The sequence below is a fragment of the Paenibacillus sp. GL_099_B genome (assembly GCF_057835695.1).
This window is the reverse complement of record NZ_CM174430.1, coordinates 6,369,158-6,395,057: the sequence shown is the minus strand read 5'-3', so window position 1 is coordinate 6,395,057 and position 25,900 is coordinate 6,369,158. Positions and strand designations below refer to the sequence as shown.

Annotated in this window: 33 protein-coding genes; 31 read left to right on the top strand and 2 right to left on the bottom strand. The window is 48.4% G+C overall.

Features of this window, described 5'->3' with window-relative positions:
• Positions 1-624 precede the first annotated feature (624 nt).
• The 28 genes from AC3ITG_RS29155 to AC3ITG_RS29020 all read left to right on the top strand — a co-directional run bounded on the left by AC3ITG_RS29155 (position 625) and on the right by AC3ITG_RS29020 (position 22,692).
• The gene (locus AC3ITG_RS29155) at positions 625-1,056 is read left to right on the top strand and encodes a hypothetical protein (protein WP_489252090.1); all 432 of its coding nucleotides are present in this window, start codon (positions 625-627) and stop codon (positions 1,054-1,056) included.
• Between the two features lie 213 nt (positions 1,057-1,269).
• Positions 1,270-2,088: a phage terminase small subunit gene (gene terS, locus AC3ITG_RS29150; RefSeq protein WP_489252089.1), complete on the top strand. Its 819-nt coding sequence runs from the start codon at positions 1,270-1,272 to the stop codon at positions 2,086-2,088.
• On the top strand, positions 2,078-3,415 hold the full coding sequence (locus tag AC3ITG_RS29145) for a phage terminase large subunit (RefSeq protein WP_489252088.1): 1,338 nt from the start codon (positions 2,078-2,080) through the stop codon (positions 3,413-3,415). Before terS ends, AC3ITG_RS29145 begins: the two co-directional genes overlap by 11 nt.
• Positions 3,416-3,417: 2 nt before the next feature.
• Positions 3,418-4,932 carry a capsid protein gene (locus AC3ITG_RS29140; RefSeq protein ID WP_489252087.1) on the top strand — a complete coding sequence of 505 codons (1,515 nt, stop codon included), beginning with the start codon at positions 3,418-3,420 and terminating at the stop codon, positions 4,930-4,932.
• Positions 4,932-6,152, top strand: a complete 1,221-nt coding sequence (locus AC3ITG_RS29135; protein WP_489252086.1) for a phage minor capsid protein — start codon at positions 4,932-4,934, stop codon at positions 6,150-6,152. The genes AC3ITG_RS29140 and AC3ITG_RS29135 overlap by 1 nt, the downstream gene beginning before the upstream one ends.
• A 91-nt stretch (positions 6,153-6,243) precedes the next feature.
• Complete coding sequence (locus AC3ITG_RS29130) at positions 6,244-6,834, top strand: phage scaffolding protein (RefSeq protein ID WP_489252085.1); 591 nt, start codon at positions 6,244-6,246, stop codon at positions 6,832-6,834.
• 17 nt (positions 6,835-6,851) lie between these two features.
• The gene (locus tag AC3ITG_RS29125) at positions 6,852-7,805 is read left to right on the top strand and encodes a major capsid protein (RefSeq protein ID WP_489252084.1); all 954 of its coding nucleotides are present in this window, start codon (positions 6,852-6,854) and stop codon (positions 7,803-7,805) included.
• Positions 7,805-8,017, top strand: coding sequence for a hypothetical protein (locus tag AC3ITG_RS29120; protein WP_489252083.1), 213 nt, complete (start codon positions 7,805-7,807; stop codon positions 8,015-8,017). Before AC3ITG_RS29125 ends, AC3ITG_RS29120 begins: the two co-directional genes overlap by 1 nt.
• Before the next feature lie 2 nt (positions 8,018-8,019).
• Positions 8,020-8,313: a hypothetical protein gene (locus tag AC3ITG_RS29115; protein WP_489252082.1), complete on the top strand. Its 294-nt coding sequence runs from the start codon at positions 8,020-8,022 to the stop codon at positions 8,311-8,313.
• 8 nt (positions 8,314-8,321) lie between these two features.
• Positions 8,322-8,687: a head-tail connector protein gene (locus AC3ITG_RS29110; RefSeq protein WP_489252081.1), complete on the top strand. Its 366-nt coding sequence runs from the start codon at positions 8,322-8,324 to the stop codon at positions 8,685-8,687.
• The gene (locus tag AC3ITG_RS29105; protein WP_489252080.1) at positions 8,687-9,007 is read left to right on the top strand and encodes a hypothetical protein; all 321 of its coding nucleotides are present in this window, start codon (positions 8,687-8,689) and stop codon (positions 9,005-9,007) included. The genes AC3ITG_RS29110 and AC3ITG_RS29105 overlap by 1 nt, the downstream gene beginning before the upstream one ends.
• 1 nt (position 9,008) lies before the next feature.
• The gene (locus tag AC3ITG_RS29100; RefSeq protein ID WP_489252079.1) at positions 9,009-9,392 is read left to right on the top strand and encodes a hypothetical protein; all 384 of its coding nucleotides are present in this window, start codon (positions 9,009-9,011) and stop codon (positions 9,390-9,392) included.
• Positions 9,389-9,778 (top strand): minor capsid protein, encoded by a 390-nt coding sequence (locus tag AC3ITG_RS29095; protein ID WP_489252078.1) that lies wholly within the window; start codon positions 9,389-9,391, stop codon positions 9,776-9,778. Before AC3ITG_RS29100 ends, AC3ITG_RS29095 begins: the two co-directional genes overlap by 4 nt.
• Positions 9,779-9,786: 8 nt before the next feature.
• Positions 9,787-10,233 carry a phage tail tube protein gene (locus AC3ITG_RS29090; protein ID WP_489252077.1) on the top strand — a complete coding sequence of 149 codons (447 nt, stop codon included), beginning with the start codon at positions 9,787-9,789 and terminating at the stop codon, positions 10,231-10,233.
• A 34-nt stretch (positions 10,234-10,267) separates the two neighbouring features.
• Positions 10,268-10,600: a hypothetical protein gene (locus tag AC3ITG_RS29085; RefSeq protein ID WP_489252076.1), complete on the top strand. Its 333-nt coding sequence runs from the start codon at positions 10,268-10,270 to the stop codon at positions 10,598-10,600.
• Positions 10,563-10,934 carry a Gp15 family bacteriophage protein gene (locus AC3ITG_RS29080; protein ID WP_489252075.1) on the top strand — a complete coding sequence of 124 codons (372 nt, stop codon included), beginning with the start codon at positions 10,563-10,565 and terminating at the stop codon, positions 10,932-10,934. The genes AC3ITG_RS29085 and AC3ITG_RS29080 overlap by 38 nt, the downstream gene beginning before the upstream one ends.
• 55 nt (positions 10,935-10,989) lie before the next feature.
• A complete protein-coding gene (locus AC3ITG_RS29075; protein ID WP_489252074.1) occupies positions 10,990-13,572 on the top strand; it encodes a phage tail protein in 2,583 nt (860 codons plus the stop codon).
• Between the two features lie 10 nt (positions 13,573-13,582).
• Positions 13,583-13,942 (top strand): DUF6711 family protein, encoded by a 360-nt coding sequence (locus AC3ITG_RS29070; RefSeq protein ID WP_489252073.1) that lies wholly within the window; start codon positions 13,583-13,585, stop codon positions 13,940-13,942.
• Between the two features lie 4 nt (positions 13,943-13,946).
• A complete protein-coding gene (locus AC3ITG_RS29065; RefSeq protein ID WP_489252072.1) occupies positions 13,947-16,034 on the top strand; it encodes a bactofilin family protein in 2,088 nt (695 codons plus the stop codon).
• A gap of 42 nt (positions 16,035-16,076) precedes the next feature.
• A complete protein-coding gene (locus tag AC3ITG_RS29060) occupies positions 16,077-16,628 on the top strand; it encodes a stalk domain-containing protein (RefSeq protein ID WP_489252071.1) in 552 nt (183 codons plus the stop codon).
• A 58-nt stretch (positions 16,629-16,686) separates the two neighbouring features.
• A complete protein-coding gene (locus AC3ITG_RS29055) occupies positions 16,687-16,848 on the top strand; it encodes a hypothetical protein (RefSeq protein WP_489252070.1) in 162 nt (53 codons plus the stop codon).
• Positions 16,838-17,056, top strand: a complete 219-nt coding sequence (locus tag AC3ITG_RS29050; RefSeq protein WP_489252069.1) for a hypothetical protein — start codon at positions 16,838-16,840, stop codon at positions 17,054-17,056. The genes AC3ITG_RS29055 and AC3ITG_RS29050 overlap by 11 nt, the downstream gene beginning before the upstream one ends.
• A complete protein-coding gene (locus AC3ITG_RS29045) occupies positions 17,010-20,306 on the top strand; it encodes a hypothetical protein (RefSeq protein ID WP_489252068.1) in 3,297 nt (1,098 codons plus the stop codon). The genes AC3ITG_RS29050 and AC3ITG_RS29045 overlap by 47 nt, the downstream gene beginning before the upstream one ends.
• A 12-nt stretch (positions 20,307-20,318) precedes the next feature.
• Positions 20,319-20,816, top strand: coding sequence for a hypothetical protein (locus AC3ITG_RS29040; protein WP_489252067.1), 498 nt, complete (start codon positions 20,319-20,321; stop codon positions 20,814-20,816).
• 47 nt (positions 20,817-20,863) lie between these two features.
• The gene (locus tag AC3ITG_RS29035; protein WP_336759451.1) at positions 20,864-20,995 is read left to right on the top strand and encodes a CD1375 family protein; all 132 of its coding nucleotides are present in this window, start codon (positions 20,864-20,866) and stop codon (positions 20,993-20,995) included.
• A 90-nt stretch (positions 20,996-21,085) separates the two neighbouring features.
• Positions 21,086-21,481 carry a hypothetical protein gene (locus AC3ITG_RS29030; protein WP_079694186.1) on the top strand — a complete coding sequence of 132 codons (396 nt, stop codon included), beginning with the start codon at positions 21,086-21,088 and terminating at the stop codon, positions 21,479-21,481.
• Between the two features lies 1 nt (position 21,482).
• Positions 21,483-21,761 (top strand): phage holin family protein, encoded by a 279-nt coding sequence (locus tag AC3ITG_RS29025; protein ID WP_269055252.1) that lies wholly within the window; start codon positions 21,483-21,485, stop codon positions 21,759-21,761.
• On the top strand, positions 21,748-22,692 hold the full coding sequence (locus AC3ITG_RS29020) for a glycoside hydrolase family 25 protein (RefSeq protein ID WP_489252066.1): 945 nt from the start codon (positions 21,748-21,750) through the stop codon (positions 22,690-22,692). The genes AC3ITG_RS29025 and AC3ITG_RS29020 overlap by 14 nt, the downstream gene beginning before the upstream one ends.
• A gap of 141 nt (positions 22,693-22,833) precedes the next feature.
• Here AC3ITG_RS29020 and AC3ITG_RS29015 read toward each other — a convergent pair whose 3' ends face one another.
• On the bottom strand, positions 22,834-23,142 hold the full coding sequence (locus tag AC3ITG_RS29015) for a recombinase family protein (RefSeq protein ID WP_489252065.1): 309 nt from the start codon (positions 23,140-23,142) through the stop codon (positions 22,834-22,836).
• Between the two features lie 156 nt (positions 23,143-23,298).
• On the opposite strand from AC3ITG_RS29015, the gene AC3ITG_RS29010 reads away from it, so the two are divergent.
• Positions 23,299-23,931: a helicase-related protein gene (locus tag AC3ITG_RS29010; protein WP_489252064.1), complete on the top strand. Its 633-nt coding sequence runs from the start codon at positions 23,299-23,301 to the stop codon at positions 23,929-23,931.
• 414 nt (positions 23,932-24,345) lie between these two features.
• On the opposite strand, the gene AC3ITG_RS29005 is transcribed toward AC3ITG_RS29010, so the two are convergent.
• A complete protein-coding gene (locus tag AC3ITG_RS29005) occupies positions 24,346-24,558 on the bottom strand; it encodes a hypothetical protein (protein WP_489252063.1) in 213 nt (70 codons plus the stop codon).
• 17 nt (positions 24,559-24,575) lie between these two features.
• On the opposite strand from AC3ITG_RS29005, the gene AC3ITG_RS29000 reads away from it, so the two are divergent.
• Positions 24,576-25,061, top strand: coding sequence for a ComF family protein (locus AC3ITG_RS29000; protein ID WP_489252062.1), 486 nt, complete (start codon positions 24,576-24,578; stop codon positions 25,059-25,061).
• A 299-nt stretch (positions 25,062-25,360) separates the two neighbouring features.
• Positions 25,361-25,768: a TIGR03826 family flagellar region protein gene (locus AC3ITG_RS28995; protein WP_489252061.1), complete on the top strand. Its 408-nt coding sequence runs from the start codon at positions 25,361-25,363 to the stop codon at positions 25,766-25,768.
• The last annotated feature ends 132 nt before the right edge of the window (positions 25,769-25,900 follow it).

Sequence of the window (25,900 nt, the reverse complement as noted above, 5' to 3'; positions counted from 1 at the left end):
CCACCTGAAGGTTTTACCGTGGTACTATGAGATTGTGGAAATCAGGCGAGAATGAAACGCACAGCCGCAAAAGCGGCATATGACTGGGGCGTTCCTCTTCTCGCCTTTTCTAATGGTGAAATAGTGAGGAAATCAGAGGAAACAGCGTGTTGATTCGTTATGTTCAAGTTTCACCCGCATTCCTGTTCTTGACCAGGTTTTGGTAGCTTCAGTAAAATGGTCTTGTTCTTCCTCTATAGTTACATAGTACGTATGCATTTAAAGCAAAGAGCGCAGCGTTTTTGCTGCGGACGGTACGGACGCCAATCTTTTAAAAGCGTCACACGAATCGCCAAAAGCGTCATTTTATACACCATAAACGTATTTTGATTAGCCATTATTGTACATATAACAGCCAAAGTCGTTCCTTCACTGGATCGGCTTTTTTATTGGAGGAATTGAAGTGATCAGCAGCAGAAGACGTAAGAAGATACGCATTCGCCCCAACAAACAGCCGGAGAAATGCAAAGGTTGTGTATGGGGCAGATGGGATGGAGTGAAGCAGTTCTGTAGTAGACCAATATGCCCAAAAGAGGTAAAATATACCTAGCACGTAGTTATAGTGTTAGGGGAGGTGTGAAAGGGATGAGCGAATCAGCTGAAACTACTGAAACTACTGAAACTGCTAAAGAGACTATATTAGCTCCTTTCGACAAGGATCACACATTGGAGACATTAGTAAGATTCGCTAATATGGGACTGTCTACAGCTATAACATTAACTATTGGTGGCAGTCTTGTTACGGGAATCTTGGCTTCAGGCAAGGAATACTTTGAAAAAACAGCAGAGAGTTTCAAAGGAAAAGGCGAAGGGAGCGAACATTATATTGGGTTGTTTGGTGATTATGCCGAAGATTATCAAGCAATTCAGTCAGAGGAATATTCAGTTGAATTTATCCATATTAGAGAGGCTACCCTTATATCAGGAAACAATGAATATAAGCTAGGTCTCTGGAGAGGTAAAATCAATTCTGTTAATGGATATTCAGTAGGGCGTTTGGAGAAGTCGGAGAAATAAGAAGTCAGTCGCCTCATGGGCGGCTTTTTCTTTTGCTCTCATATTACGGAATGTGAGCCGTTTTAAGCTTCATTAGGTGAGAATGTCCGTTTGCAGGGTTCATCCATTTAAAGAGCGGAGAACATTGGCTGAGTGGTCGTGTGATTGCGTACGATGCACGGGGTTGGAACAAAACCAACTTAAATAACATTCGGGGGTGGTGAAATGTAGATTATGGAATGGGCAGAGATCCGTAGAGAGTTTGAAACGACAGATATATCCTTAACCAACTTGGCTGCTAAACACGATATCAAGTATCCGACGATGAAGAGCCGGAAGCAGCGCGAGGGATGGACCAAGGATGCATCCAATTCTAGCAAAGACGCATCTTCTGATTCGGATGCATCCAAGCGGCGAAGAGGTGGCCCCCCAAAAGGCAGCAGGAATGCAGCTGGTCACGGAGCGCCTAAAGGTAACAAGAATGCTAAGGGGAATCGTGGTGGTCATGGTGGGCCATACGGCAATGATAAGGCAGTTACCCATGGCTTCTTCCGGAAGTTCTTCCCCGAAGGTACATTAGAGATCATGGAGCAGATCGAGACGCGTTCCCCCCTGGATATGCTTTGGGATCAGATTACTATCCAGTACGCTGCCATCTTGCAAGCACAGCAGATCATGCATGTTACTGGCAAGAGCGAGATAATAAAAGAGATCAAAAAGCAGAAGTTCGAAGTCCATAACACAGGCACCAAAGAGGAGCCGAACCTTGAACAGATGGTCACTGAGCAAGAATATGAATTTCAGTTCGCTTGGGATCGTCAAGCTACCTTCCTTAATGCACAGAGTCGGGCAATGTCAACGTTTCAGAGTCTTATTAAGCAATATGAGGACATGCTACCAAACAGCAATGCAACGGAAGAGCAACGGGCACGGATTGCGGTTCTTCGAACTAAGGTTCCTGAGAATAATAAGGTGGACATGAACAAACAGATCACGGCCCTGGCCGATCTGATCAATAATCCAGTGCCGGCAAGGGTGATCGATGATGACTGATACAGGATTGATCCCTTATGCACCGTTTAATCAAAAGCAAGCGGAGTATATCCGGAATTGTCAGGATTCATGGCTTAATGTTGCTGAGGGTGGGAAGCGTGCCGGCAAGAACATCATTAACCTGATTGCCTATGCTATGTGCTTGGAGGTTCATCCGGACAAGCTCCACCTTGTTGCTGGCGTGAGCATGGCAGCCGCAAAGATGAACGCCATAGACTCAAACGGGTTCGGATTACAATGGTTATTCAAGGGACGTTGCCGAGAAGGTGAGTACAAGGACCGTGCAGCACTCTTTATCCAGACCAAGACGGGCGAGAAGATCGTCATTATTGCGGGTGGTGGTAAGGCAAATAATGCCGCACTGATCAAGGGTAACTCCTACGGGACGGCCTATGTGACGGAGGTCAACGAGTGCCACCCATCCTTTGTTAAGGAAGTATTTGACCGGACCCTGGCATCTACAAAGCGACAGCTGTTCTTTGACCTTAACCCTAAGCCCCCAGCCCATTGGTTTTACCGTGACATCTTGGACTTTCAAGACGAGCTGTTACAGCGCGGAGAGAATCAGGGATACAATTATGCACACTTTACTGTGTTCGACAATCTGAGCATCCCTGATGATCGGCTGAAGGCACTGCTGGTAACCTATGATAAGACCAGTCTATGGTACAAGTCGGAGATTAAAGGGGAACGGACTGCAGCAACAGGTCGGATCTACACGGGCTACACTGTCAAGGATGTCATTATTAACCGGGAGCAGGTACGTGCCGAACGATTCATAGAGTTTTCGATTGGTATTGATATCGGGGGTACAGACGCCACGGTCGCCACGTTAACGGGATTTACACCACGCCATGAAAAGGTAATGCTGCTTGATGGCTATTACCATAAGCAAGGCAACAACACGGGATATACGCATGATCGATATGCCAAAGAGATCGTAAATAGGATTGTGGAGTGGTCGGAAACCTATCCGGCCTTTTTGTCATGCGCTCATATCTTTGCTGAATCTGCTGACAAGTTGTTCCGGCAGGCGCTAGCTAATGAGTTAAGGCGGCGGGGGATACACATTCCGGTTGTGCCTGCTTACAAGAAAGAGGGCATCGTTGACCGGATCCGGCTCACAACTATTCTGATCAACCAGGGCAGATACAAGGTGATGGCCCATCTGAAGCAGTGGCAGGAAGCCCTAGAGAATGCGACATGGGATGAGAAGGAGCGCCAAAAGGGCGAATGGGTACGGACCGATGACGGGAGTTACCCAGTGGACTGCTTGGATAGTAGTGAATATTCCGTGCAGCCGTTCAAGCGCAGATTGGAGGTATAGAAATGGGGTGGTTTCAGAATATGGTCATGAAGATATTGAGGATTCAACCAGCACCGGAGAACAAGTCATTCATCATTCGTGAACCGTTCAGCTATCGGACCAGTGTCCTGCGTAACCGGCTCTGGTATCGTGGAGATCCGTCCGAGCTGGAGCAGTTCTATAAGCAGTCGGTCACAGATAACGTGAGCCGTTCCCGATTCTGGGCAGCGGTACCGAGTGAGAACCGACATATCCGGAAGATCCATTCAGGGTTACCGGCTATGATCGTGGAGCGCCTGTCTGATATCGTGGTTTCGGATATGGACCAGATCGAGCTGAAGACACCTGATCAGACGAAGCTGTGGGAGGAAATCGCCAAGGATAACAACTTTGATGAACTGTTGGGTAGCAGCCTAATTGAAGCGCTGGTAGAGGGGGATGGGGCGTTCAAGGTAACACTGGATACCGACATTACCCCGTACCCGATTATTGAGTTTTACGCAGGGGATAAGGTTCGGTATAGACGAGAACGGGGCAGGCTCCAGGAGATCATCTATTATACGGAGTACCGTTATAACGATAAGGATTACCAGCTCGAAGAGACGTTTGGCAAAGGGAAGATCACCTATAAGCTGCTGAGTGCGGACGGGAAAGAGGTCCCCTTGGCTATGGTGCCTGAATTGGCTGGCTTGGATGAAACGACATTTACGGGCGACTTTATTTGGGGAGTGCCGCTGTCTGTTTTCAAATCATCGAAGTGGCCTGATCGTGGCAAGTCCATTTATGAGAGCAAGGCAGATAGCTTTGACGCTTTGGACGAGGTTATCAGCCAGTGGTGGGATGCAATTCGGTCAGGGAGAGTGCAGAAGTACATCCCGGAAGACTTGCTTCCCCGCGATCCGAATAACGGAATGCCCATTAAGCCGAATCCATTTGATATGGACTTTATTGCGGCTGGTAGGACAATGGCCGAGGATACCAAGGATCAGATTTCCCTGGTGCAACCGGCAATCCTCTATGAAGCGTTCGTATCCTCTTATGCGTCTGCACTGGACATGTGCTTGCAGGGGATTGTATCGCCGTCAACGCTTGGCATCGATCTGAAGAAGTTGGACAATGCCGAGGCGCAGCGTGAGAAAGAGAAGGCTACGCTGTACACCCGTGGCAAGATCATTGAACGCCTGAACGAAGTCATTCCGGAGCTAGTGTCCGTTGTGCTGAAGGTACATGACAATAACCTCAGTCGGAATCCGGGTAAATACCAAGCGTCCGTCACCTTTGGCGAGTATGCCAGCCCGAGCTTTGACCAGGTTGTTGAGACAGTGGGCAAGGCCCGGACGTTTGGAGTCATGTCTATTGAACGTGCGGTTGAAGAGATGTACGGCGATACCTGGACGGATGAGCAGAAGGCTGAGGAGATTCAGCGCCTGAAGGCTGAACAGGGAATCGGTATGAATGAGCCAGAGGTCAGAGATCCGGACGATCCACCTGATACAGAACCGCCAAACAAGGACGATCAACCAGAGGATGATGCTTAATGCCCAAAGATCCGTATGATCTGCGCAGCATCTTTGAGGACATGACCACGGGGCTGATCGCCAGTCTCAAGCGTAACCTATCACGTCACAGGGACAATGAAATGGATGAGGGATTCCGCTGGGAGATGTGGCAGGCGGCCAAGCTTCGTGCTTTGTCGAGCTACCGTAAGGATAACCGTAAGCTGATTCAGTCCGCTCTGAAGGAGGCTGAGCAGTTAGCTGGTGAAGTTGTTAAGGATAGCTACCAGGTGGGGATTAAGCGGCAAGAATCGGTTTGGTCACGTGTGGTCAACTGGGTATTGAAGCCGTTTGGTCTACGTAAGGAATCAGCCGATGCACATTTTGTAATCCCGGAGAACATCAAGCCATTGATTCCGGGTCCAGTAAAGAACTATTTTGAAATGCCACCTCCACAACAGGAGAGGGGCTTTTTTGCGCTTAACGAACGCAAGCTTGATGCGCTGCAGGAGGGTATACAGAAGGATCTAAGAAGTACCGAAGGCGCGATCCATCGCAAGATGGACGATGTGTACCGCCAGGTTGTCTATCGTACCAGTCATTATGTTACTGCAGGAGTTAAGACCATTGACCAGGCAGTAGACATGGCGACAAAGGAGTTCCTGAGCAAAGGGATCGATTGTGTCACGTATTCAGATGGGCGGCGTGTGAATATCGCTTCGTATGCTGAGATGGCACTACGCACTGTCAGTCAGCGCGCTACCTTCTTGGGTGAAGGGAAGAAGCGGGATGAGTGGGGTATTTATACCGTTGTGATGTCGGCACATGACAATTGCTCTCCCTGGTGCATGCCGTATCAGGGCACTGTCTTGATCGACGATGTGTACACCTCTATTAGCAAGGATCAAGCCGAGAGGTTATCAAGGGATACAGGTTATTTGCTCTTGTCCTATGCCATGCAGGAAGGGGCGTTTCATCCGAACTGTCGGCATACGCTTGCTACGTTTTTCCCTGGGATCTCCCGCTTGCCAGATCCGTCCGACGATGTGAAAGCAGAGCGGAACTATGATGCCGAGCAAAAGCAGCGCTACATCGAGCGGCATATCAGACAGTATAAGAGGTTGCAAGCAGGGAGCCTGGATACATCTAATCAAGCCAAGTACGGCGCGAAAGTGCAGGAATGGCAGGGTCGTATGAAGCAGCTGCTTATAGATAACGAGGAATTGCGCCGTGACAAGCGCAGGGAATTAGGCTCTGGCTGAGACTGCCAGGGCCTTTGCTCATCGGTCGGAGGATATCGACCAACTCCCGTAGCTGGAGAGTAGCTATAAAAAATCTATGGAGGCGATATTGATGGATTGGCTTAAAGCACTTTTGAAGGCGGCGGGGCTTGATGATGCTGCAATCGATAAGATTATTAGCGATGCAGACAAGGAGTTGCCGAAGCATTTCATTCCGAAAGACAAGCATGACGAGGTTGTCAATGCGAAGAAGCAGGCCGAGAAGGATGTTTCAGACCGCGACAAGCAGATCGAGGATCTAGGTAAAACGGCGGGACTTTCTGAGGATCTGAAGCAACAGATCGAGACGCTGAAAACCGAGAATCAGACAGCCAAGACTCAATACGAATCCGATCTGAAGGAAGTCAAGATTAACAATGCTATCGCGGCAGCTCTAACAGGTAAGGTGCATAACGAGAAGGTCGTCACAGGTCTGATCGACAAGGCAAAGCTGGTTCTTGGGGATGACGGAAATATTGTAGGTTTGGATGAGCAGCTGACAGGATTGAAGACATCCGATGCTTATTTGTTCAAGCCTGAAGAAGGGCAGGGCCAGCAACAACAGCAGCAACCAGGCATTAGAGTAGGAGCGGGTAAAACAGAACCACCTGCTGGTGGCCAACTCTCTCTGGGAGATGCAATCGCTGCACACTTTACAAAATAGAATAGGAGATGATTTGAATGGCAGTAACATTGGCAGAAGCAAAGAAAAACGTACAGGATGCAATCACACTTGGAGTAATTGACGAATTCCGGAAGAGTAACTTTCTCTTGGACAACCTCACTTTTGATGATGCGGTTTCCCCAACGGGTGGCGGCGCGACCTTAACCTACGGTTACACTCGTCAGATCACACAGCCTACCGCTCAGTTCCGTGCCGTGAATACCGAGTACAAAGCGCACGAAGTAGCTAAACAACGCTACACGGTAGACTTGAAAGTGTTCGGGGGTACATTCGAAATCGACCGTGTTATCGCTAGTATGGGCGGTATCGTGAGCGAGGTTACGTTGCAAATGGCTCAGAAAGTTAAAGCAGCACAGGCACTGTTCAACGATACCGTTATTAACGGTGATTCCGCGGTTGATGCTTTGGCTTTTGATGGTCTGGACAAAGCCTTAACAGGTTCCAGCACAGAGTACGTGCCTACTGAAGTAATCGACCTATCTACCTCAGCGGCAGTTGACGCTAACTACAAGGTATTCCTGGATCAATTGGATGAATTCCTGATGGGTTTGGACGGACCACCTTCCGCGATCATGGGTAACCTGAAGATGATTGCGAAGATCCGGGCCGTTGCCCGCCGATCTGGAGCGTATACCAATACAAGAGACGAATTCGGTAATCAAGTTGAGAAGTATAACGAGATTCCGTTGATCGATCTTGGAGCAAAGTCAGGGTCAAATGCGCCTGTAGTTGGGACAAATGCGGGTGGAGAGACAAGCATTTACATTCCTCGTTTGGGGCTGGATGGATTCCACGGTGTATCTATGGCAGGCGTAGCACCAGTACAAACGTGGTTGCCAGATTACACGACATCCGGAGCAGTGAAGACAGGTGAAGTCGAGATGGTAGCAGCGGTAGCACTGAAAGCGACGAAAGCCGCTGGGGTTATGCGTAAAATCAAGGTGTCCTAATGGAGTACAAGGACGATTTAGCAAAGGGATATGTTAATGGCTACTTTGTCGGTAAAAGCGAGGGGGCTAGGCTGGTTGATGGTCTGGCTCCCAATGCTGATGGCTTAGATCATGTACGTTCATTTGAACATGTTGGTACCGTCTTACAAGATGGGGCTGACCCTGGTTACCCGGAGCCAATTGGTGAAGGAACCGAAGAGGAGGAGGAATAAGGATGGCTAAAGTAATTGCGCCCAACAAGGAATACACGGGTTTGTCTGCAGGTGTTGCCTTTGCGAATGGAGTAGGGGAAACAGACAACCCTCATTTGCTGCAGTGGTTTGAATCAAAGGGCTACGAGGTGGAGAAGGAGCCCGAACAGGAACACGTAGTCCAGCCTGACCCAGATCCGGATGCAGTTCCAGGCAACCCGCCAGATGACGTAACTGCAGTTCAGCTGCCTGAAGATCAGGCAGCTGATAAGCCTGCAGAAAAACCAGCACCTAAAAGCACCAAAACAGCGAAGTAGGTGAAAACATGGCATATGCTACTGCAGATGACTATGATCGGTATGGTGACGGTCTGATTACACCAGAGCAGATGGACAAGGCTCTTGAACGGGCTTCGGATCAGATCGATCGCATGACTTATAACCGTATCACGGCGTGGGGGTTTGACAACCTCACGCCTTTTCAGCGTACCAATGTGGTTAAGGCTGTGTGTCAGCAAGCGGACTTTGTAGCCAAGTACGGTGATTACTTAACGATGCCTATTGCTGGGTACAGTGCAGGCAGCACTAGCATGACCTTTAAGGCGGCTACAGGCGCAGGCGGCACCCAGACGACTGAAGCTGTCATTGATTTATTGGCACCAACTGGACTAGCCAACAGGGGGTTATGTTGATGAAGTTTCCTTTCCCGCGTTGGAACCAGGTTACGCCTGTCAAAGTCTTTCGGACAGAAACATCCGAGGACGGCGAACCTGTGGAGGATCTCATCTATGACGCCAAGTGTTTTTACGATGAGAAAAGCCGCCAGGTAATGGATGCTGAGCGACGTTTAGTACAGCTCTCAGGCTTGATTGTCATTGAGGGGGATATTTGCCCAGGTCAATCATTTGAAGGGCTGGTTGATGTGGCAGGAGAGCGGAAGACAATTTACAGAGTCAAGCGTCCACGCAATCCGGACGGCAGCGTGTTCTCGACTGAGTTGGAGTTGAGCTGATATGAAAGTGAATGCAAAGGTCACTCTAAATAAAGCAGCGATCCAGCGATTAGGGGAGGCACAGAAACAGGCGCTCGAGATGACAGCCGAAGCGATCAAGACAGATGTGGTAACCTCGGCTGTGGTGCCTAAACAATCCGGTGAGCTGGAGCGTAGCGCCCACGTGGATAACTCGGAGCTGGCGGAGAAGAGGGTTAAGATTGTGTTTGATACGCCGTATGCTCGTCGTCTGTACTGGCATCCGGAATATAACTTCCGGACGGATAAGAACCCGAATGCTCGTGGCAAGTGGCTGGAGCAATATCAATCCGGAGAGAAATTAAAATTTGCTCAGGAAACCTTCAGGAAATTCTTGAAACAACAAGCCAAGGGGCTGATCAAATGACGCTTGCTGAGTTTCGAGAGTGGTTGAAGCTGCAGGTGGATTGTCCAGCCTGGTATAGCGGCAAGATTGACGGTAAAAAGGAACAGTGCATCGGTTTGTATAATACCACCGGCGCACCTGTTCGGATGGCCATCGGTGGAGCAGCTGCAACGGGCTATCAAATTAAGGCTGTGTCCATCCTGATTCATTGGGGCAAAAATCACGATACGGCAGAACGTAAGGCGCAGGAGGTTTATGATGCGCTTTTTGGCGTGTCCAATGTTGAGGTGGGTGGCAAACGGGTGATCATGTTCCGTTTGCCGCAGCCCCAGCCAATCAGTGTAGGAACGGATTCAGAGGGGATTTTCGAGTATGTAATTGATGTACACATTTATCACGAAAGGTAGGGATCGATATGGCACCAGTAACTAGCGGGGTATTTCCCGTTTTTAATATCGCGTTCAAAATTGGTACCGCAGGTCGGGAGAGTGCAGCTGCGGATATGGTTATCATCAAGGATCTGGAAACCTTCAGTATTGCTATTGATGGCAACGTGGAGGAATGGACACCGATGGATACGGAGGGCTGGGGTCGTAGGCTCATGACCGGGAAAAGCTTTGCTATCACGGTCAACGGCAAACGCCATGTAGGCGATCCGGGTAATGATTATGTTGCCAACACAGCATGGAAGTCTGGATTGGATTGCTCGAGCAAGTGCAGCATTGAATTTCCGGATGGCTCCACATTAGATTTTGACTGCATCGTTAACGTGTCATCCCCAGGCGGCGGCGACAGCACAGCTGTGTCTGCACTTGAAGCGGAATTAATGAGTGACGGCAAGCCGGTTTACAAGGCAGCCTAATAAAAAATAGCGTCAAGAGAGGACGATGATCCACATGGCAAAACAAATTGACATTTCAAGTAAACTGACGAATGCGCGGCCGACTCTGAAGCTTGCGGAGGATAAGGTATATGAGATCAATAACAGCAAAAATACGGTGTTGCAATTGGATGAACTGATGTCGTCAGAGAGTGCGGATGATCCGGCTGCAGGCATGGAGAAAATGTTGGTCATGCTGTTAGGTGATAAAGCCGTAGCAGAGATTGAGGAAATGGAGCTGTCCTTTGAGGGTTACCAGTACATTCTCATGGCAGCTTTGGCCGGGGCCACCGGTGAGGAAATCGAAGCTGTTGAGGCGCGATTTCAACGGGAAAGGGCCAACGTCTAAACAGGATCGTTGGTATGATATTTTTGAGGATTGGGCTCTAATTGAATCCTCCTTCGCACAGCAGTACAGCATCCGCCTGCGGAATGAGCCGGAAATGAGCTGGGATGAATTTTGTACGCTGCTTGCCGGGATTATGGCAGAGACGCCATTGGGTCAAATTGTTACGATCCGCTCCGAGAATGACCAGGAACAGCTGAAGCACTTTTCAGAAGCTCAGCGAAATATCCGAAATGCCTGGCGTAATCGATCAGCTAAACAAGCGCAATGGTCACAAAATGAAGCGGCTAAAGCCGTGGATCAGTTCCAACAAATGATGAAAAATATGTTTGGTTAAGGCACTCTCTGCTGAGGGTGCTTTTTTTTACGTGTAATGGCGAGGGGGTGAAATTATGTCGGATGAAGAAAGCGTCGGTAAGGTAAGCCTAGATCTAGAAATTAACGAGGGTGATACAGGTAAACAGGTTGGGCGAATAGGAACCGGGCTTGCTGGACAGATGGCCAGAGCGATGCGATCATCCATGGCGGGAGCAATGCGATCTATTAAGGGTATGCGACTGCCACAATTCAAAGCGCCCAAAGTGGAAGCTGCTGAACCAACTGTCGATACATCAGCGGTTAAGGGGCAAGTCACCCAGCTTACGGCCGTGCTTGATAACGTCAATGCTAAGATTGACATCCAGCAGCGTAAACTTGCTGAGCTGAAGGAATCCTACGACACCACCTTTAATGATAAAAAGAAAAGTAAAATCTTAGGGCAGATCGTGAACACCGAATCAGCCTTGCTACGGCTTACCCAGCAGTCAGATAAGACATCAGCAAAGATATGGCAATTGGAAGACAGCTTGAACGATGTGGGAGGGGCAGCTCAAACCGCAGAAAAGCCATTAAAGCAAGTGACCAAGAGCCTGAAAACGGCAGATCAAGCAAGTGGAAATACGGCGAAACGGATGGGCCTTTTAGGGGGCAGCTTCGCAGCCGTCGGTAGCAGGGCCACACAAATGGGAGCATCCACTGTGGCGGCCTTTAACCGGATGCTACGGCAGGTGTTTGTCTTTGCCATTATGTACAAAGCGATAGCGGGGCTGAGTAGCTACATTGGTGGTAGTCTGCGGACCAATGAACAATTTATGGCTTCCCTGAATGCGATCCGGACGAACCTTGCCGTAGCCTTTCAGCCTATTTACAACGCCATCTTGCCTGCGCTGAATGCACTTATGAGCTGGCTTGCGCGAGCGACGGCCTATATTGCGGCTTTTATATCGGCCATTTTTGGTACGACGTACAAGCAGAGTTATGCCGCAGCCAAGGGCATGGAGACGGCCCGTAAAGCCATGGACAACTATGGTAAAGGAGCGAAGAAAGCGGGGAAGGATGCCAAGAAGGCTGCTAAAGATGCGAAGGGAGCGCTCGCCAGCTTCGATGAACTGAACACACTAGACTTTTCTAAAAGTGATACTGGCGCGGATGATGCTGGAGGCGGTGCGGGTGGCGGTGGCGCAGATCCAGGCTTCTCAATGAAGATGCCTGATATGGACATTGATGGCATACAGACCCAAATGGATGCTTTGGTTGCCAGTATCAAGTCGTCTTTCGCCAGTGCATGGCAGGCCATCAAATCTGGATGGGATGTTCTTGTTCGCACGTTTGGTCCGAGTTTCGCCCAGGCGTGGAGTGAGATCCAACCTGTACTGTTGCGCTGGAAAGACTTCTTTGGTCAAGTGTTCAATGACATTATTAGTCTGGGTGCGCCGCTCAAAAATTGGGCAATCAACGACCTGGTACCCTTATGGCAGAAGGCTATTGAATTGATGGGGCATATCCTCGCAGGTTTATTGGATACGGTACTGATGATTTTTCAAAGCATCTGGGCTGCTGTATTCCCAATCATTCAGAAGTTTGTCACAGAAGGCCTTCCGGTGCTTACCGATTTTGTTTCGCGAGCTTACGACATTTTGTGGAAACTCTTTGATTTGGTCAAACAAATTTTCGATGACATCTGGAAAGGTGTTGTAGATCCAGTTATGAAACTGCTATCCAAGATCATATTGGACACCCTTGATATCATCATTGGTTGGTGGAAAAAATGGGGTACCAAGATAATGGATGGTCTCAAAGAAACAGTTGATCGGCTTAAGGAATTATGGACAAGCCTATGGGAAAAGTTTTTGAAGCCCATTACCCAAAGTGCGCTTAAGTTTCTGAACGATCTGTGGGACAAGCACTTAAAGGGTCTGGTTAAAGAGATCCTTGATTTTGTAGGTAAGTTGGCAACAGCAGCGCTAGACATCTTGAATAAATTTGTCTTGCCGATTGTCAACTGGTTGGTGAAGACATTAGGACCTGCATTTGCGGAGATATTTGATGGTGTACTCCAAGTCATTGGATCTGCATTGGGGGGTATTATTGATGCCGCAAAAGGGATCATCAAAGCCCTTGGAGGTATTATCGACTTTATCGCAGGTGTATTTACAGGCGATTGGAAGAGAGCTTGGGAAGGGATCAAGACAGTATTTAGCGGTATCGCAGATGCACTTGTAGGAATATTTAAAGGTGCAATTAATATGATTCTGGACGCCTTCAACTTTATGATTCGCCAGGTGAATAAGGTCAGTTTTAAAGTGCCGGACTGGGTACCGGGAGATATGGGAGGACAATCCTTCGGGATTAGCATTCCTCAAATTCCTAAGCTGGCTAAAGGTGGCTTGGCTTACGGGCCTACACTTGCCATGGTCGGGGATAACCGGGGAGCTTCTGTCGATCCGGAAGTTGTGTCGCCGCTATCCAAGCTGCAGGACTTGATTGGCGGGAACAACCAGCCAATGATTGAAATCCTATCCTTAATCCTAGACGCAATTAAAAATGGCGATAAGCAAACCGTCCTCAGCATTAACGGTACTGAGATTGGCCGTGTCGTCGTTGATGCTATCAACGATATCACCCGTCGAACAGGGAAGTCACCATTAATCACATAGGGAGGCATACATGGATATTAAAATTAATGGACAAGCAATTGCAGTAATACCATCCAGCTTCCAGGTGACGATTCTTGATCTGGACGACGGGGAATCTTCGGTACGTACAGCGGATGGAACGCTTAATAGGGATCGGATTGCCGTCAAGCGCCAGATCGAAATGAGTTGGGGGCCAATCACGTGGGCGGAGATGTCTGCCCTGCTGAGTTCTATGGATAATGTGTTTTTTGATGTGTATTATCCGGATCCGATGGTGGGTACCTACGTAACTAAGAAAATGTATGTCGGCAATAGGCCAGCACCGTTTAGCGTGATGACTAAAGGCGTAATGTATTGGAACGGTCTAAAGCTTACGATGACAGAGAGGTGACCGGATGTTTCCTATATCTCCTCTTTATGCGGATTATCTGCGGCGGCCTGACCGAGAATTTATCGTCAAGGCCACCGTGGGATCCGAAGAATACGATGATACGAAGATTGTCGATTTCAGCATTGAAAACAGCCTAAGCCTAACGGATGGCTTCCAGATCGGGACGGCCATTCCATCTAAACTGACCATAAAGCTACGAACGAACGAGATCATCCCAGCGAATGCCCGAATCGTGCCGTACCTGTCCTTATCCATGGCGGGTATGACTTGGTTACAGGCGCAGTACCCATGGCAGGATATGCATGTCTCTTGGACGGGTACCGGGACGGACTGGCTACCGCTGGGTGAGTTCTTTGTAGATTCAAGAGAAAAGATCAATGACGTATGGACGTTTACCTGTTATGACAAGCTGGTTTTTGCTGACGTGGCTTACGTATCATCTTTAACTTATCCGACTACGCAAAGGGCTGTGTTCAACGAAATTTGCAACCGGCTCGGCTGGACGTATGATAGCAGCGTGGTTATTAATCCAGCGTATCAGATCCAGGCAGGGCCAGCGGGGTACAGTATGCGTCAGGTCCTGTCCTATATCGCATCGGCCAATAGTGCCAGCATTTATATCGACAAAGCCGGTGCCTTGAAGTTCAAACGATTTACGGCTTCCGATACACCTGTCTTTGAGATGACAACAGCTGATTACGTGCGGGTCAAGCAGACCAATCCGGTAAAGACGTACACCCGGGTTGTGGTCACTTACAACACCGAAGATGAGTTGCAGTACGAAGCCGGGACGGGTGATGAAAACCATACGCTATATGTGGAAAACCCTTTTGCTACACAGGCGGTTACAAATGGCCTTCTGGCAACGTTGAATGGTTTTTCCTATCTTCCTCTCACGATGGACGCACGAGGCTTCCCACAACTTGAACAGGGCGACATGATCGGGTTTGAGCAGCAGGAGGGAAGTACCTGGGACGAGACGGTATCGACCTGGCAGGATACACACATTCCATGGGACGGCATCATGCGGTACAAGACAGTCATTTTGCATCAAGTCATGGACTTTGCAGGCGGATTGAAAATGACCATAGAGGCCCCGTCTGTGTCTGAGCAGCAGAGTGAGTTTGTGGTCGATGGCACGTTAACAACGGCCGTGAACAACCTCAACAAAACGGCGGTCAAAGAAGGCAAGTCCTATTATGGAGCAACCATTACCCGAACCGAGGGACTGACGATTGAACGCGAGGATCACAAGAGCAAAGTCATCCTAAACAGTGACAAGCTATCTTTCCAGGCCAATGGTCAAGATCGGTTGTATTTCGATCCGGTTGCAGGCAAGTACAAATTCATCGGCACGCTGGAAGCTACAGATGGTGTGTTCAGCGGAAACCTTCAAGCAGCAGGTGGCACCTTTACAGGAACACTCCAAGGTGTGGACGGAACGTTCTCCGGTAGGCTCCAGGCAGCTAGTGGAACTTTTACGGGAAATCTTCAAGCAGCAGGAGGGACCTTTACCGGGACGCTTGTCGGGGTGAATGGCACCTTTAGCGGTACTATTGAGGCTGCCATAATAAAGGGTAGTGAAATTAACGGTTCGACTATTATCGGTTCCGTTCTAAAGACGGCCAACAGTAGCAGACGGATAGAAATTGATTCGGCTGGTTTCCGGTCCTATGATTCCAACGGGCGCAACCGTGTACAGATTGCCACTTCAACCGATTCAACGGTTGCTGCGGTAGTCTGGAGAGATACCAACGGGTCATCCGTGGGAGAAATCAACTCATATGAATCTAGTGGACAGTTGACAATATTCAGCAATAATCTATGGCTTGGTTCCAATAGCAATGCAAACCCAATTCGCTTGCAAGGTGCTGTTACGTTAGGCGGGAGCGCTACATTTAGAACAGGATTTGTGTACGGGATTGGAATTGCGGATATTACAGGATTACAAGCAGAGATTCAATCTATCTGGACTGCGCTTGCAGGGAAAGCTTCTAATAACCACACTCATTCTGTCACTTTGCCTACGCACAATCACGGTAATAATGCTAACCAGAACTGGGGCGGAACCTTTACGACATCTACTCCGTAATGTATCATAATAGGTAAATTGCACCAATACGGAGGTAGAAGCATGAAAAAGGTAGCATACATTGCTGGTGGTATATTGATTGGAGTCGTTCTTTCGACAGCAGGAGGAGCATTTGCAGATACAGTAAAAAGTATGGTTGGAAAAAAAGTGACCGGGGAATACACGGTCATTGTGGATGGGAAAAAATTGTCGGACAAGGGTGCAGTAATTGATTCCCGAGCGAATGTTCCAGCGCGCGCCTTGTCCGAAGCGCTAGGAGCTGATGTGAAAGTGAGTGGTAAGACTATATCAATTACATCCAATATGGAATCATCTAACGCAGAAATACCAACGGAAGTAGATACTAATAACAAATACATGGGGCAATCAAAATCAAGTCTTGAAGAATCAAGAAAAATCATTCAAGATAAAGTCCTTGCTACAGCAGTTTCGGAACGTGAAAAAGTAGCTTCGGCTCTTGAAGAATTGAAAAATACTGGTGACAAAAACGCAACTGCACTAGCAGAAAAAAGACTTGCTGAGTATGACGCTATGGTAAATGAAGGTCAAAAAGAACTGGCCTTAATTGATGAGGCATTGGCTGCAATTAAATAATCCAATCGAGAGTCCATATGCATGGGCTCTTTTTTGTTGCCTAAAAAGGAGTGAGGTCATGAATGAACAGCGTTTACGTGAGATTATCCGCGAAGAGTTGAAAGCACATGACGAACGGACCAAAGCTGAAACGATCACGATTCGGGTCAATGATCAGATGAAGGGCGCTATGCTTGGAATCATGAAGACAATGAATTGGAGTGGTACAAGTGAAAATTAAGAAAGTGCTTGAACTGTCCGTGGACGTGACTGACATTTTTGGTGAGTGTCCATTGGTGATCCGAGCCATGTTGGAGACATTACCCACGCTGGATTCTCAGGTTGCATTCCTTCGGACAATCCGACAGGACGTTGATACGCTATTGAAAGGAGTGGAGTCAGATGGCAAACAGGTATGCGAACCTGGTCGGAACGAAAAAGATCAGTGAGGATTTTAATAACATTAATATCGGCTTTGATAGGGTCCAGGCAGAAATGGACACCAAAGGTACGCCAGCAGATGCCCAAGCTAAAGCGGACGCTGCCAAGGCGGCTGCTATTGCCGCGGCTGCCGCTGATCTGGCAGCCCATAAAGCCCGTGGAGCCGATGAGCATCCCGCAGCAAAGGGGAACGCTGCTGGTTTTATGTCGGCAGCCGACAAACTGATAGTGGATGCCCGCACCAGCGCCGCAACCCCTGACACGCTCATGCAACGTGACGCAGCAGGCCGCGCTAAAGTGACGGCTCCAGCCGCAGCGGGTGACATTGCCCGGAAGGCAGAGACAGACGCCGTACAAACGAATCTGGACAGCCATGCAGCGGATATGGATATCCACGTTACTGCTGATGACCATGATAAGTTGGATGGTATTGCCGCAGGAGCCGAGGTCAACCAAAACGCATTTGCCAAGGTTAATGACGTGGAAGCTTCTAGCAAGTCCGATACGCTTCAATTCAGAGGCGGTACCGGAATCACTGTTACAACTGATCCGGCCAGCAAACAGGTGACAGTAACTGCCACGGGGGAAGCCACACCAGGGGCGCACGCATCATCCCACGTTACCGGGGGAGCTGACGTTATTCCTGATGCCGTGACAGGCGGTGCCAGCGGCCTGATGAGCGGTGCTGATGCCAAGTTTGTCCGAGTGGACGGGGAAACGAAGACAGGAGCGCAGGCCAAGGCAGATGCTGTTAAGGCTTATGTCGATGGGAAATTGGACACACCTGAGCGTACAGCCATTACACTGCAACCAGGTATCCAAGTAGTTCAAGCAGATCAGGATTCGCCATTTTCACTGACTGGACTTACAGGCCGGACGCTGGTTAACTTGCTGGGACGTGCTGGTGGGTGTGAATCTATTTCGGGATGGACAAAGAGTACATCGGCATCTATAGAATTGTCCACGACTAACGTCAACAGCGGAAGCAACAACTTTAAAGTAACACAGAGCGGAACTGCTGGTCAGTCCTATGTAAGAACTCCAGTATCCACCACGGCAAGAGTAAATCCAGCTAATCACTATATCGCATTAGCCTGGATTAAAAACGATACGGCTCAATCGTTCTCCGCTCGTCTTGTAGCCGCAGACGGAAGTGCAGCCATTACCGGAGCAAAGTCCGGTACGATTTTAGCTGGCGCGGCAGGGATTGCGTGGCGCGCGTACACGCCAACCGAAATGGGCAACAACACGGGAGTAGTTATGGACGTTTATACTGCCGGATCAGTGATTGTAGGCGCTGCATATTACGTTGACTCGTTCCGTATTTATCAAATCGGCGCAGCTGAATATGATGCACTCGATAGTATGACGCCGGAACAAGTTGCAGTCAAATATCCTTACGTTGATAGCGTTCAACCCGTGCGAAATCCGTATGCGATTCGGTATGGTGAAAATTTGTTGCCGCCGTTTTACGAGTGGAACGTGAACACTATCGGCATATCAAAAGTTGTTTCGCCTTACGAATCCGTGGCAGAAATTACGTCAGCAGGAACGATTTCACCGCTTAGAACGGTAATCCCAGTGTTGCCTAACACTACGTATACAATATCAAGCGAGGGAGCTTCCGTGAGTAACGGAGTACAAATAATTGAGCGAAAAGACAGTAATGATGCAGATTCTTCTGGCGAGATCAGCGGAGGATATTTTGACAATGTACCTGGCAAGGTAGCTGTAGGAACGGTTACTTTTACAACGTCTGAACAAACAAGATATCTTGCGATTAGACTCCGTTATGATGCCGTAGGGACGCACACAATTAAAAACCCAATGCTGACGATCGGAACAACAGCCAAACCGTTCAATCCACGCGAAGACCCTATGCTCGCATTGCAAACGGATCTATACGCTGATCCATTAACCGGGGCGAATGCTGACCAAGTGTTTGAGAAGGACGGGCAATATTTCAAGTTGGCGAAGTGGAAAAAGGTTGTCTTGGACGGTAGTCTTGCTTGGGTGTATTCCTCTACTTGGACGGGATATAAGCGGGTCGGCGTTTCTTCGCCTTTTGGGTCTGAGGGAGTGACAGGGACTCAACTCGTAACTAAGTTTGACGGGAAATCACTAACGAACATTGCGAATAATGATATGGCAGCAGGAGACCAGGTTGTTTTTGATACTTCTTACGCATCTGCTAAGTTACAACTTTCGATTCCCAACACAGACAGCGGATGGGGAGACGCATACGCACCGACAGCCGACGAGATTAAGGCGTATTTCATGGGATGGATTATGTACCTCTCGGGAACCGGAGGAAGTGGTAAAAGCGGTATTACACCGTATAACGGAACAGGGACGAAGTATTGGGCAAGAGTAGCAGCTGACGGCAACACCTTAGCAGATGGAACGTCAGTTTTGCCTACAACGCAAGCACCGAATTTCACGCCATACCAACTCGTATATCAACTTGCAACGCCAACTGTCGAACCAATCATGTCAGAGGGGCAATTGACGTTAATTGAAGGAAGTAATCAGGTGGAAGTCGGAACGGGAATGGTGACGCGCGAATCGAATAAACCCGGGTATGTTAATGGGATTTATTACTTCAATGATACGTATTACGGTTCTCCATTGAAGTATAAGGTAGATAAAGTGATGGCCGTTTATAAAAATAACGTACGAGATTATAAAGCGGTGATTTATGTCGGCACAAATCAATACGGAAATCAAAAAGCCAATTTGAAGGCCGAAAATTACGATCCAACAGCGACGTATTCCATCACATACCTGATGCTGGACACATCTCCGGTAGCCGCATTTATCGGATCAATCCCGGACAATGAAAAGGCACTGCTTACCGACTTGGTACAGGACGTTCAACAGGCGAATGCACGTCTTAGCGTTGTGGAGTCGAAAAAGGCTGAGAAGGATAGTCCGGCGTGGATTACACCGACGTTGGTAAATGGGTGGATCCAATATCCAGGTTATCCAACTGCACAATATGTTAAGGATTCAAGCGAATATGTACACATTAGAGGATTGATTAAAGGCGGAGTTAGGGATGCAGGTAAGAGATTGTTTGTCTTGCCCGAAGGATTTCGCCCAAAAACAAGACGGATATTTAATGTACTTTCCTTCGGAACCACCACTCCGATAGGTACGACAGTCGAAATAACAGAAGACGGAAACGTATACTTAGGAACGAGTGCTTCTGAAACTTGGCTAAACCTCGAAGGCATATCATTTAATATCAATCTATAAAGGAGGGATCACATGAAAGCCGTACCTAAAGTAAATACAGACGGCCTCTATCTGGAGGACGAGTTGATGGACGATGCCTTTTCTGGTGTCGTCCCTTTTTATGCCGACCCTGAGCCTGTGGTATTTGATCCTGATGGGCCTGAACAGCCTATGGAACCCGATGTCTCGGAAGAGGATGAGGAAGAAGCAGAAAGGGAGATTGCCGGGTATATCGTTGGAATACCGGTTCCTGCTGGTCTGTTTCGGCCGAGGTTTGATTTGGTGGCCTGGCAAGCATATCAGGAAGCGCTGGAGACTGACGCTCAGGAAAGTTTTCCTTATCTGTGGGGAGAGGGCTTAAGCCAGGAAGATATTGACGAACTGACCAAACCGCTGCCTAAGGAGCCGACCGAACTGGAAAAGCTCATTCAGGAGAACATCCTTCTTAAAGCCCAGAACGCCGCTTTGGCAGAACGTGCGGACTTTATTGAAGACGTTATTGCGGAGATGGCCGCTCAGGTTTACCAGTGATCTGGCGGCTTCTTGTATGGCTATTCTGGAAAGGAGGTGACGCAACTATGATGGCTATGTTTTTTGCTCAACGTGTGATTCTGGGTAAAACCGAGTACAAAGCGGTACCCACTACTTTGCAGCCTGATGTCAAAGAGATCCTGACCGATAGTGGTTTGGAGTTTCTGATTACTGAGTAACAGGCGTTCCGAAATCGGAGCGCTATTTTTGTGCCCTCTGGAGTGGTCAGGGGGCTTTTTCATATTCAGATAGAGACGGGGGATTGGCGTATGGAAGCCATACCAGGAGGTGTGAATGACATGCAGGTGCAGGATGTGAATACGATTGTGGATTTGAAGGTTCAACTGGCACGGATCGAGGAAGCCTTAAAGCCATTGGCCGCTTTGGCTCCAGGATTGGCAGAGGTCAGAGAAATTTCCAAAGAAGCATTACAGACGGCACAGCAGATGGCCATTCGTATTGTTGAGGTTGAAGCGGAGCTGAAGAAGGTCGCGGATGTTGCTCATGACGCCAAGCGCAATGCAGCGGATGCATTGTCACGATTAGATAAGCATGACGCGGATCAAATATGGCTCAAACGTACGGTGTATGGTGCGGCGTTAACTGGAATAACAGGACTGATTGTAGCGGCTGTATGGGCTGGCATTAAGTTAGGGGGAATGTAGTGTGGAATGGGATATTATTCAAGGGTTGATTGATGGCAGGCTGCTGATCGTTCTGGCAGCTTGTTGGGTGATCGGATATGTATTGAAGAAGACGCCGAAGGTGCAGGATTGGACTATCATTTATATCGTTTCCGGTGTAGCTATTGTATTTTCTGTCCTGATGCTTGGCCTGAGCGTGGAGAGCGTGGTACAAGGCGTTCTGGTGGGCGCTGTGGCAGTTTACGGTAACCAACTGGTGAAACAAACCAAGAAGGGGGTTGATGCAGATGCAAGCGCGTAAAACAGGTAATGCCCAAGGGATTGACGTATCCCATCACAACGGTAATATCGATTTCAAAAAGGTGGCAGCGAATGGGATTTCCTTTGTCTTCATCAAGGCCACACAGGGCAAATCGTTCCGCTCATCGAAGTTTCTACAGTTTGTCAGAGACGCCAAGGCGGCTGGCCTGCTGATCGGTGCATACCATTACGTGGATGACTCTGCTGGGAGTGTGGAAGCGGCCAAGGCTGAGGCAGCCAACTTCTATAAAGCTATCCAGGATGCTGGCGGGATTGGCGTGTTCGATCTCCCACCCGTCATGGATTATGAGTCCAACAAAAACGGCCATAGCAAGGCAGTGATTACGGCTGTAGCCAAGACGTTTCTGGAAGAGGTTCACAAACTGACCGGAGTTAAACCGCTGGTGTATACATACCCGGCGTTTATCGGCAACTTTACAGGCTTGTCCTCATATCCGCTCTGGATTGCCCGATACAGCACACAAACGCCTGCTGATGCATCCGGTTGGACTCGCTGGGATTATTGGCAGTACAGCGATGGGGCGGCTGGTGGATATCTGCCACAGGGAAACCGAAAGGTTGACGGGATCAGCGGTAATGTGGATTTGAATGAGTTTGACGGCACGGCTGCCGAGTTGAGGGCCAAGTATTCCAAGAAGAATGAACCCGTGAAGGAGGACAAGCCAGTGGCACAACCAGCGCCAACAAGGGATATCAATGTACCTAGCAAGTGGGCAGAGGCAGCATGGGCAGAGGTGACGGCAAATGGGTATTTTGATGGGACACGTCCAGGGGCACAGATCACACGCGAGGAATCGGCGGTAGTCATTAATCGGCTCAGGAAAAATTTCCTTGCCTTGATTGCAGGAACCAATGGGGATGTCAAAGCCATGGACCTGAGATTGAAGAAGATTGAAGCAAGTCAGGAATAATTTCAGAATATTTGCTGCTGGAATTGACAACTCTTCTCCGCAACTATCTCACTATAATTCTTTGATTTTTGCAACCGATAATCCCAAGCGCTTGGAAATACAAAAAGGCTCCACTGGCATAACGCTGGCGGAGCCTTTTTTTTATTCTTCTATATATATGATCTTTTTTCCGAGTGCTAAAAATCTACTTTCAATGCTTTCTGTTTCTTCTTTACTGCGAGAGATCCGGGATCGATTGTATACGACCATTTTTTCGATGCCAGTTAATTGAAGGTACTCAAGAGCTTCATCGATGCTATTGTTCGAAACTGCTGAAGGTCCTGTAACAGAAAAAACTTTTTCCATAGCCAGTCCATTGTCCTGGGCAAATTGTGATAAGCGTTCAATTTGAGAGTCATTCGTTTGTAGTTCAGTGCTGATTCTTGCATAACCGATGATTCGTTCAGACATTCATATCACTCCTTTTTAATTAATATACCAATAAATGGGGAAAGGCTCTACTAAAATGATTATCGTGTGTGAATTAGTATCTATGGTTTTCCCTACCATAATGATCCCATGCTTGCTCATGCGGCTACGTCCTCATGCAAGCCAGATGGCCATTTTGTGTATCTGTCCGCTACGCCACCAGCTAGGCTACAGCGGGAAGCAGCCCAAGGAAAACTCACTCACGCCAAAGTTCCGGTCCGCTTCCACCGCCACCCTTTACCCGTGCCACGTTTACTGAAAATGCCTACCGTCGCCGAGTGTATTCGGAAGCGAGAGCTGCCCGCCACACTAAAAAAGAGTATTCAAACCTCCTTGCTACGGGAAGCTCAGGTATTTGTTTTTGTGACACGGATCGCTCAGATTGAGGCATTTGTAAATCTCATGCGTCGCATGTTTCCACAAATCCATATCGAAGGAACATCATCCCAAGATCCGGATCGCGCGAGCAAAGTTATTGCGTTTCGTGAACGGACCATACGTCTGCTCGTGACCACCACTATCTTGGAGCGGGGCGTCACCATTCCGCGTAGCGATGTATTTATTTTGGATGCGGATAATGGCCTCTTTGACGAAGCTTCTCTGGTACAGATGGCGGGTAGAGCAGGTCGATCTATGGATGATCCGGCAGGAAGAGTCGTCTTTGCATCATCCCGTCGTACGCGTTCCCAGGTGAAAGCGGTGGCCCAGATCCAAAAGATGAACACGATCGCAAAACGCAAAGGCTACCTTCACCCGCCAACACACCAATAGATACTAAGGGAGGTTACAATCCGATGTCGAACTGGCTAACTAGCATCACTGACCACGTACACCAACTCACCCATCGCCTGCATGGATTACTCGCTCCACCCGGAGCGACTTGTCTAACCTGTGGTACACGAGCGATATTGTCTCCGATTTACCCCGGCATCTGTCCGCGTTGTGTGCTGCAAATTCCATGGATTCGTTCCATTCGCTGTCTACGTTGTGGTCGGGGGATCGGCTGCCCGGACTGCGTCCGCCCACACATGCAAAACCGTTCTTTCATATGCAACCGCAGCGCCGTTCAGTATAACGTTCTTATGAAGGAATGGATTGGGATGTACAAATTTAGAGGACACGAGCGCTACGCGCCACTGTTAACTGCTCTTATTATTCAAGCATTTCAAGCAATGAGTGAAGAACTCAACCCTGTTTTGGCAAAAGAAACCCTGACCCCCGTGGCTCATCCCGCCACGCCTGCTCAATACCAGGTGGATGCTGATTCACATCCACCTGGCTCGAGTACGTCAACAAACGCACTCGTTCACCGACCTGACGGGCGCGTAACAGCGCACGCGCCCGTTCACGAAGCAGCGCCGCGCAACCGCCAGTCGCTGCTCCAAAATAATAAGCCACGATGGCGGCCAGACGCGGTGACCTATGTCCCCATCAGCGACGAACGCCTTGCCGAGCGCGGCTTCAACCAGGCCGAGCGGCTCGCAGCAGGACTTGCCGCAGCCGTTCGCCTACCTGTTGTTGATCTGCTGCAGCGTCGAATCAACACCACCAAACAAAGCTTCAAAACACGCGGCGAGCGTATTCAGACCATGCAGGATGCATTTGCACTACAACGGGGTGGAATGGAGATAATGTTTGACCTCTATCAAGCTAACTATCAATTCGCGCAAATGGATATTAATTCACAGCAAGCAAATTCATATGCGATTAGACAAGGAACCTCTTCACATATCATACCAACAACACAAGGTTGGGGGATTGCTCCCTTACGCTTGTTAATGATTGACGATATTTACACAACGGGTAGCACTTTGAATGCTTGTGGACAGGTGGTCTTACATGCTGGATCTTCTATGAACCTTCCAATCGAGATTTACACGCTGACTTTGGCTAGATCTTAAGTTTGAAGAATACATAAGTTGATATATGAAAATGAATATTGATGCCTGTCTCCAGTACAGGGGATTATTTTACTGATTTTCGAATAACATTTCTGGGTTTGTGTTCATTAGTTCTTCAACTGAGAAAGATTAATGTGTATTTCTGCAAAATAACTTGTTCACATACCTATAAGATTGCGCATACATGCATTTTGAGCGCTGCTTTGTTTGTAATAGACTATGGACTTGATGAGAGAAAATAAGGTAATGTATAGTTATTATCCATTCGGAAAAGGAAGTTTGAGAGGGGCGTTTTAGCAATGAATCTGGGTAATTGTCCTCGCTGCGGCAGATTATATGCGTTGAATTTTCGGGATGTATGTTCGAACTGTATCAAAGAAATTGAGCAGGAATACCAGACATGTGTAGACTACTTACGTGAGAATAAGGGTACCAATATACAGGAATTATCTGATGCAACGGAGATTTCGATTAAGCAGATTACCCGCTTCATTCGGGAGGGTCGGATTTCCATCGAAAACGCCCCTAACATGATGTATCCTTGTGAAGTATGTGGAACGCTGATTCGTGAAGGACATATGTGTGATTCATGTCGAAGCCGTTTGACCAAGGATTTGGCAGGAGCAGCCCGTGAAGTAGGTCAGAAGGATAACAATAATATAGGCGGGCGAGCCTACAGTGCTGTCGACAAACTGCGCGATTCATAGGAGCGAGGGCTTAAATACAGTTTTTGCTATAACAAATGTTTTGGAACGTACCGATAAACTTATTAAAGATTATCGGTTTTTTTTATTATCTCAATCATTCAATAACATAAAGATAATGTAAAAAATCCTAGG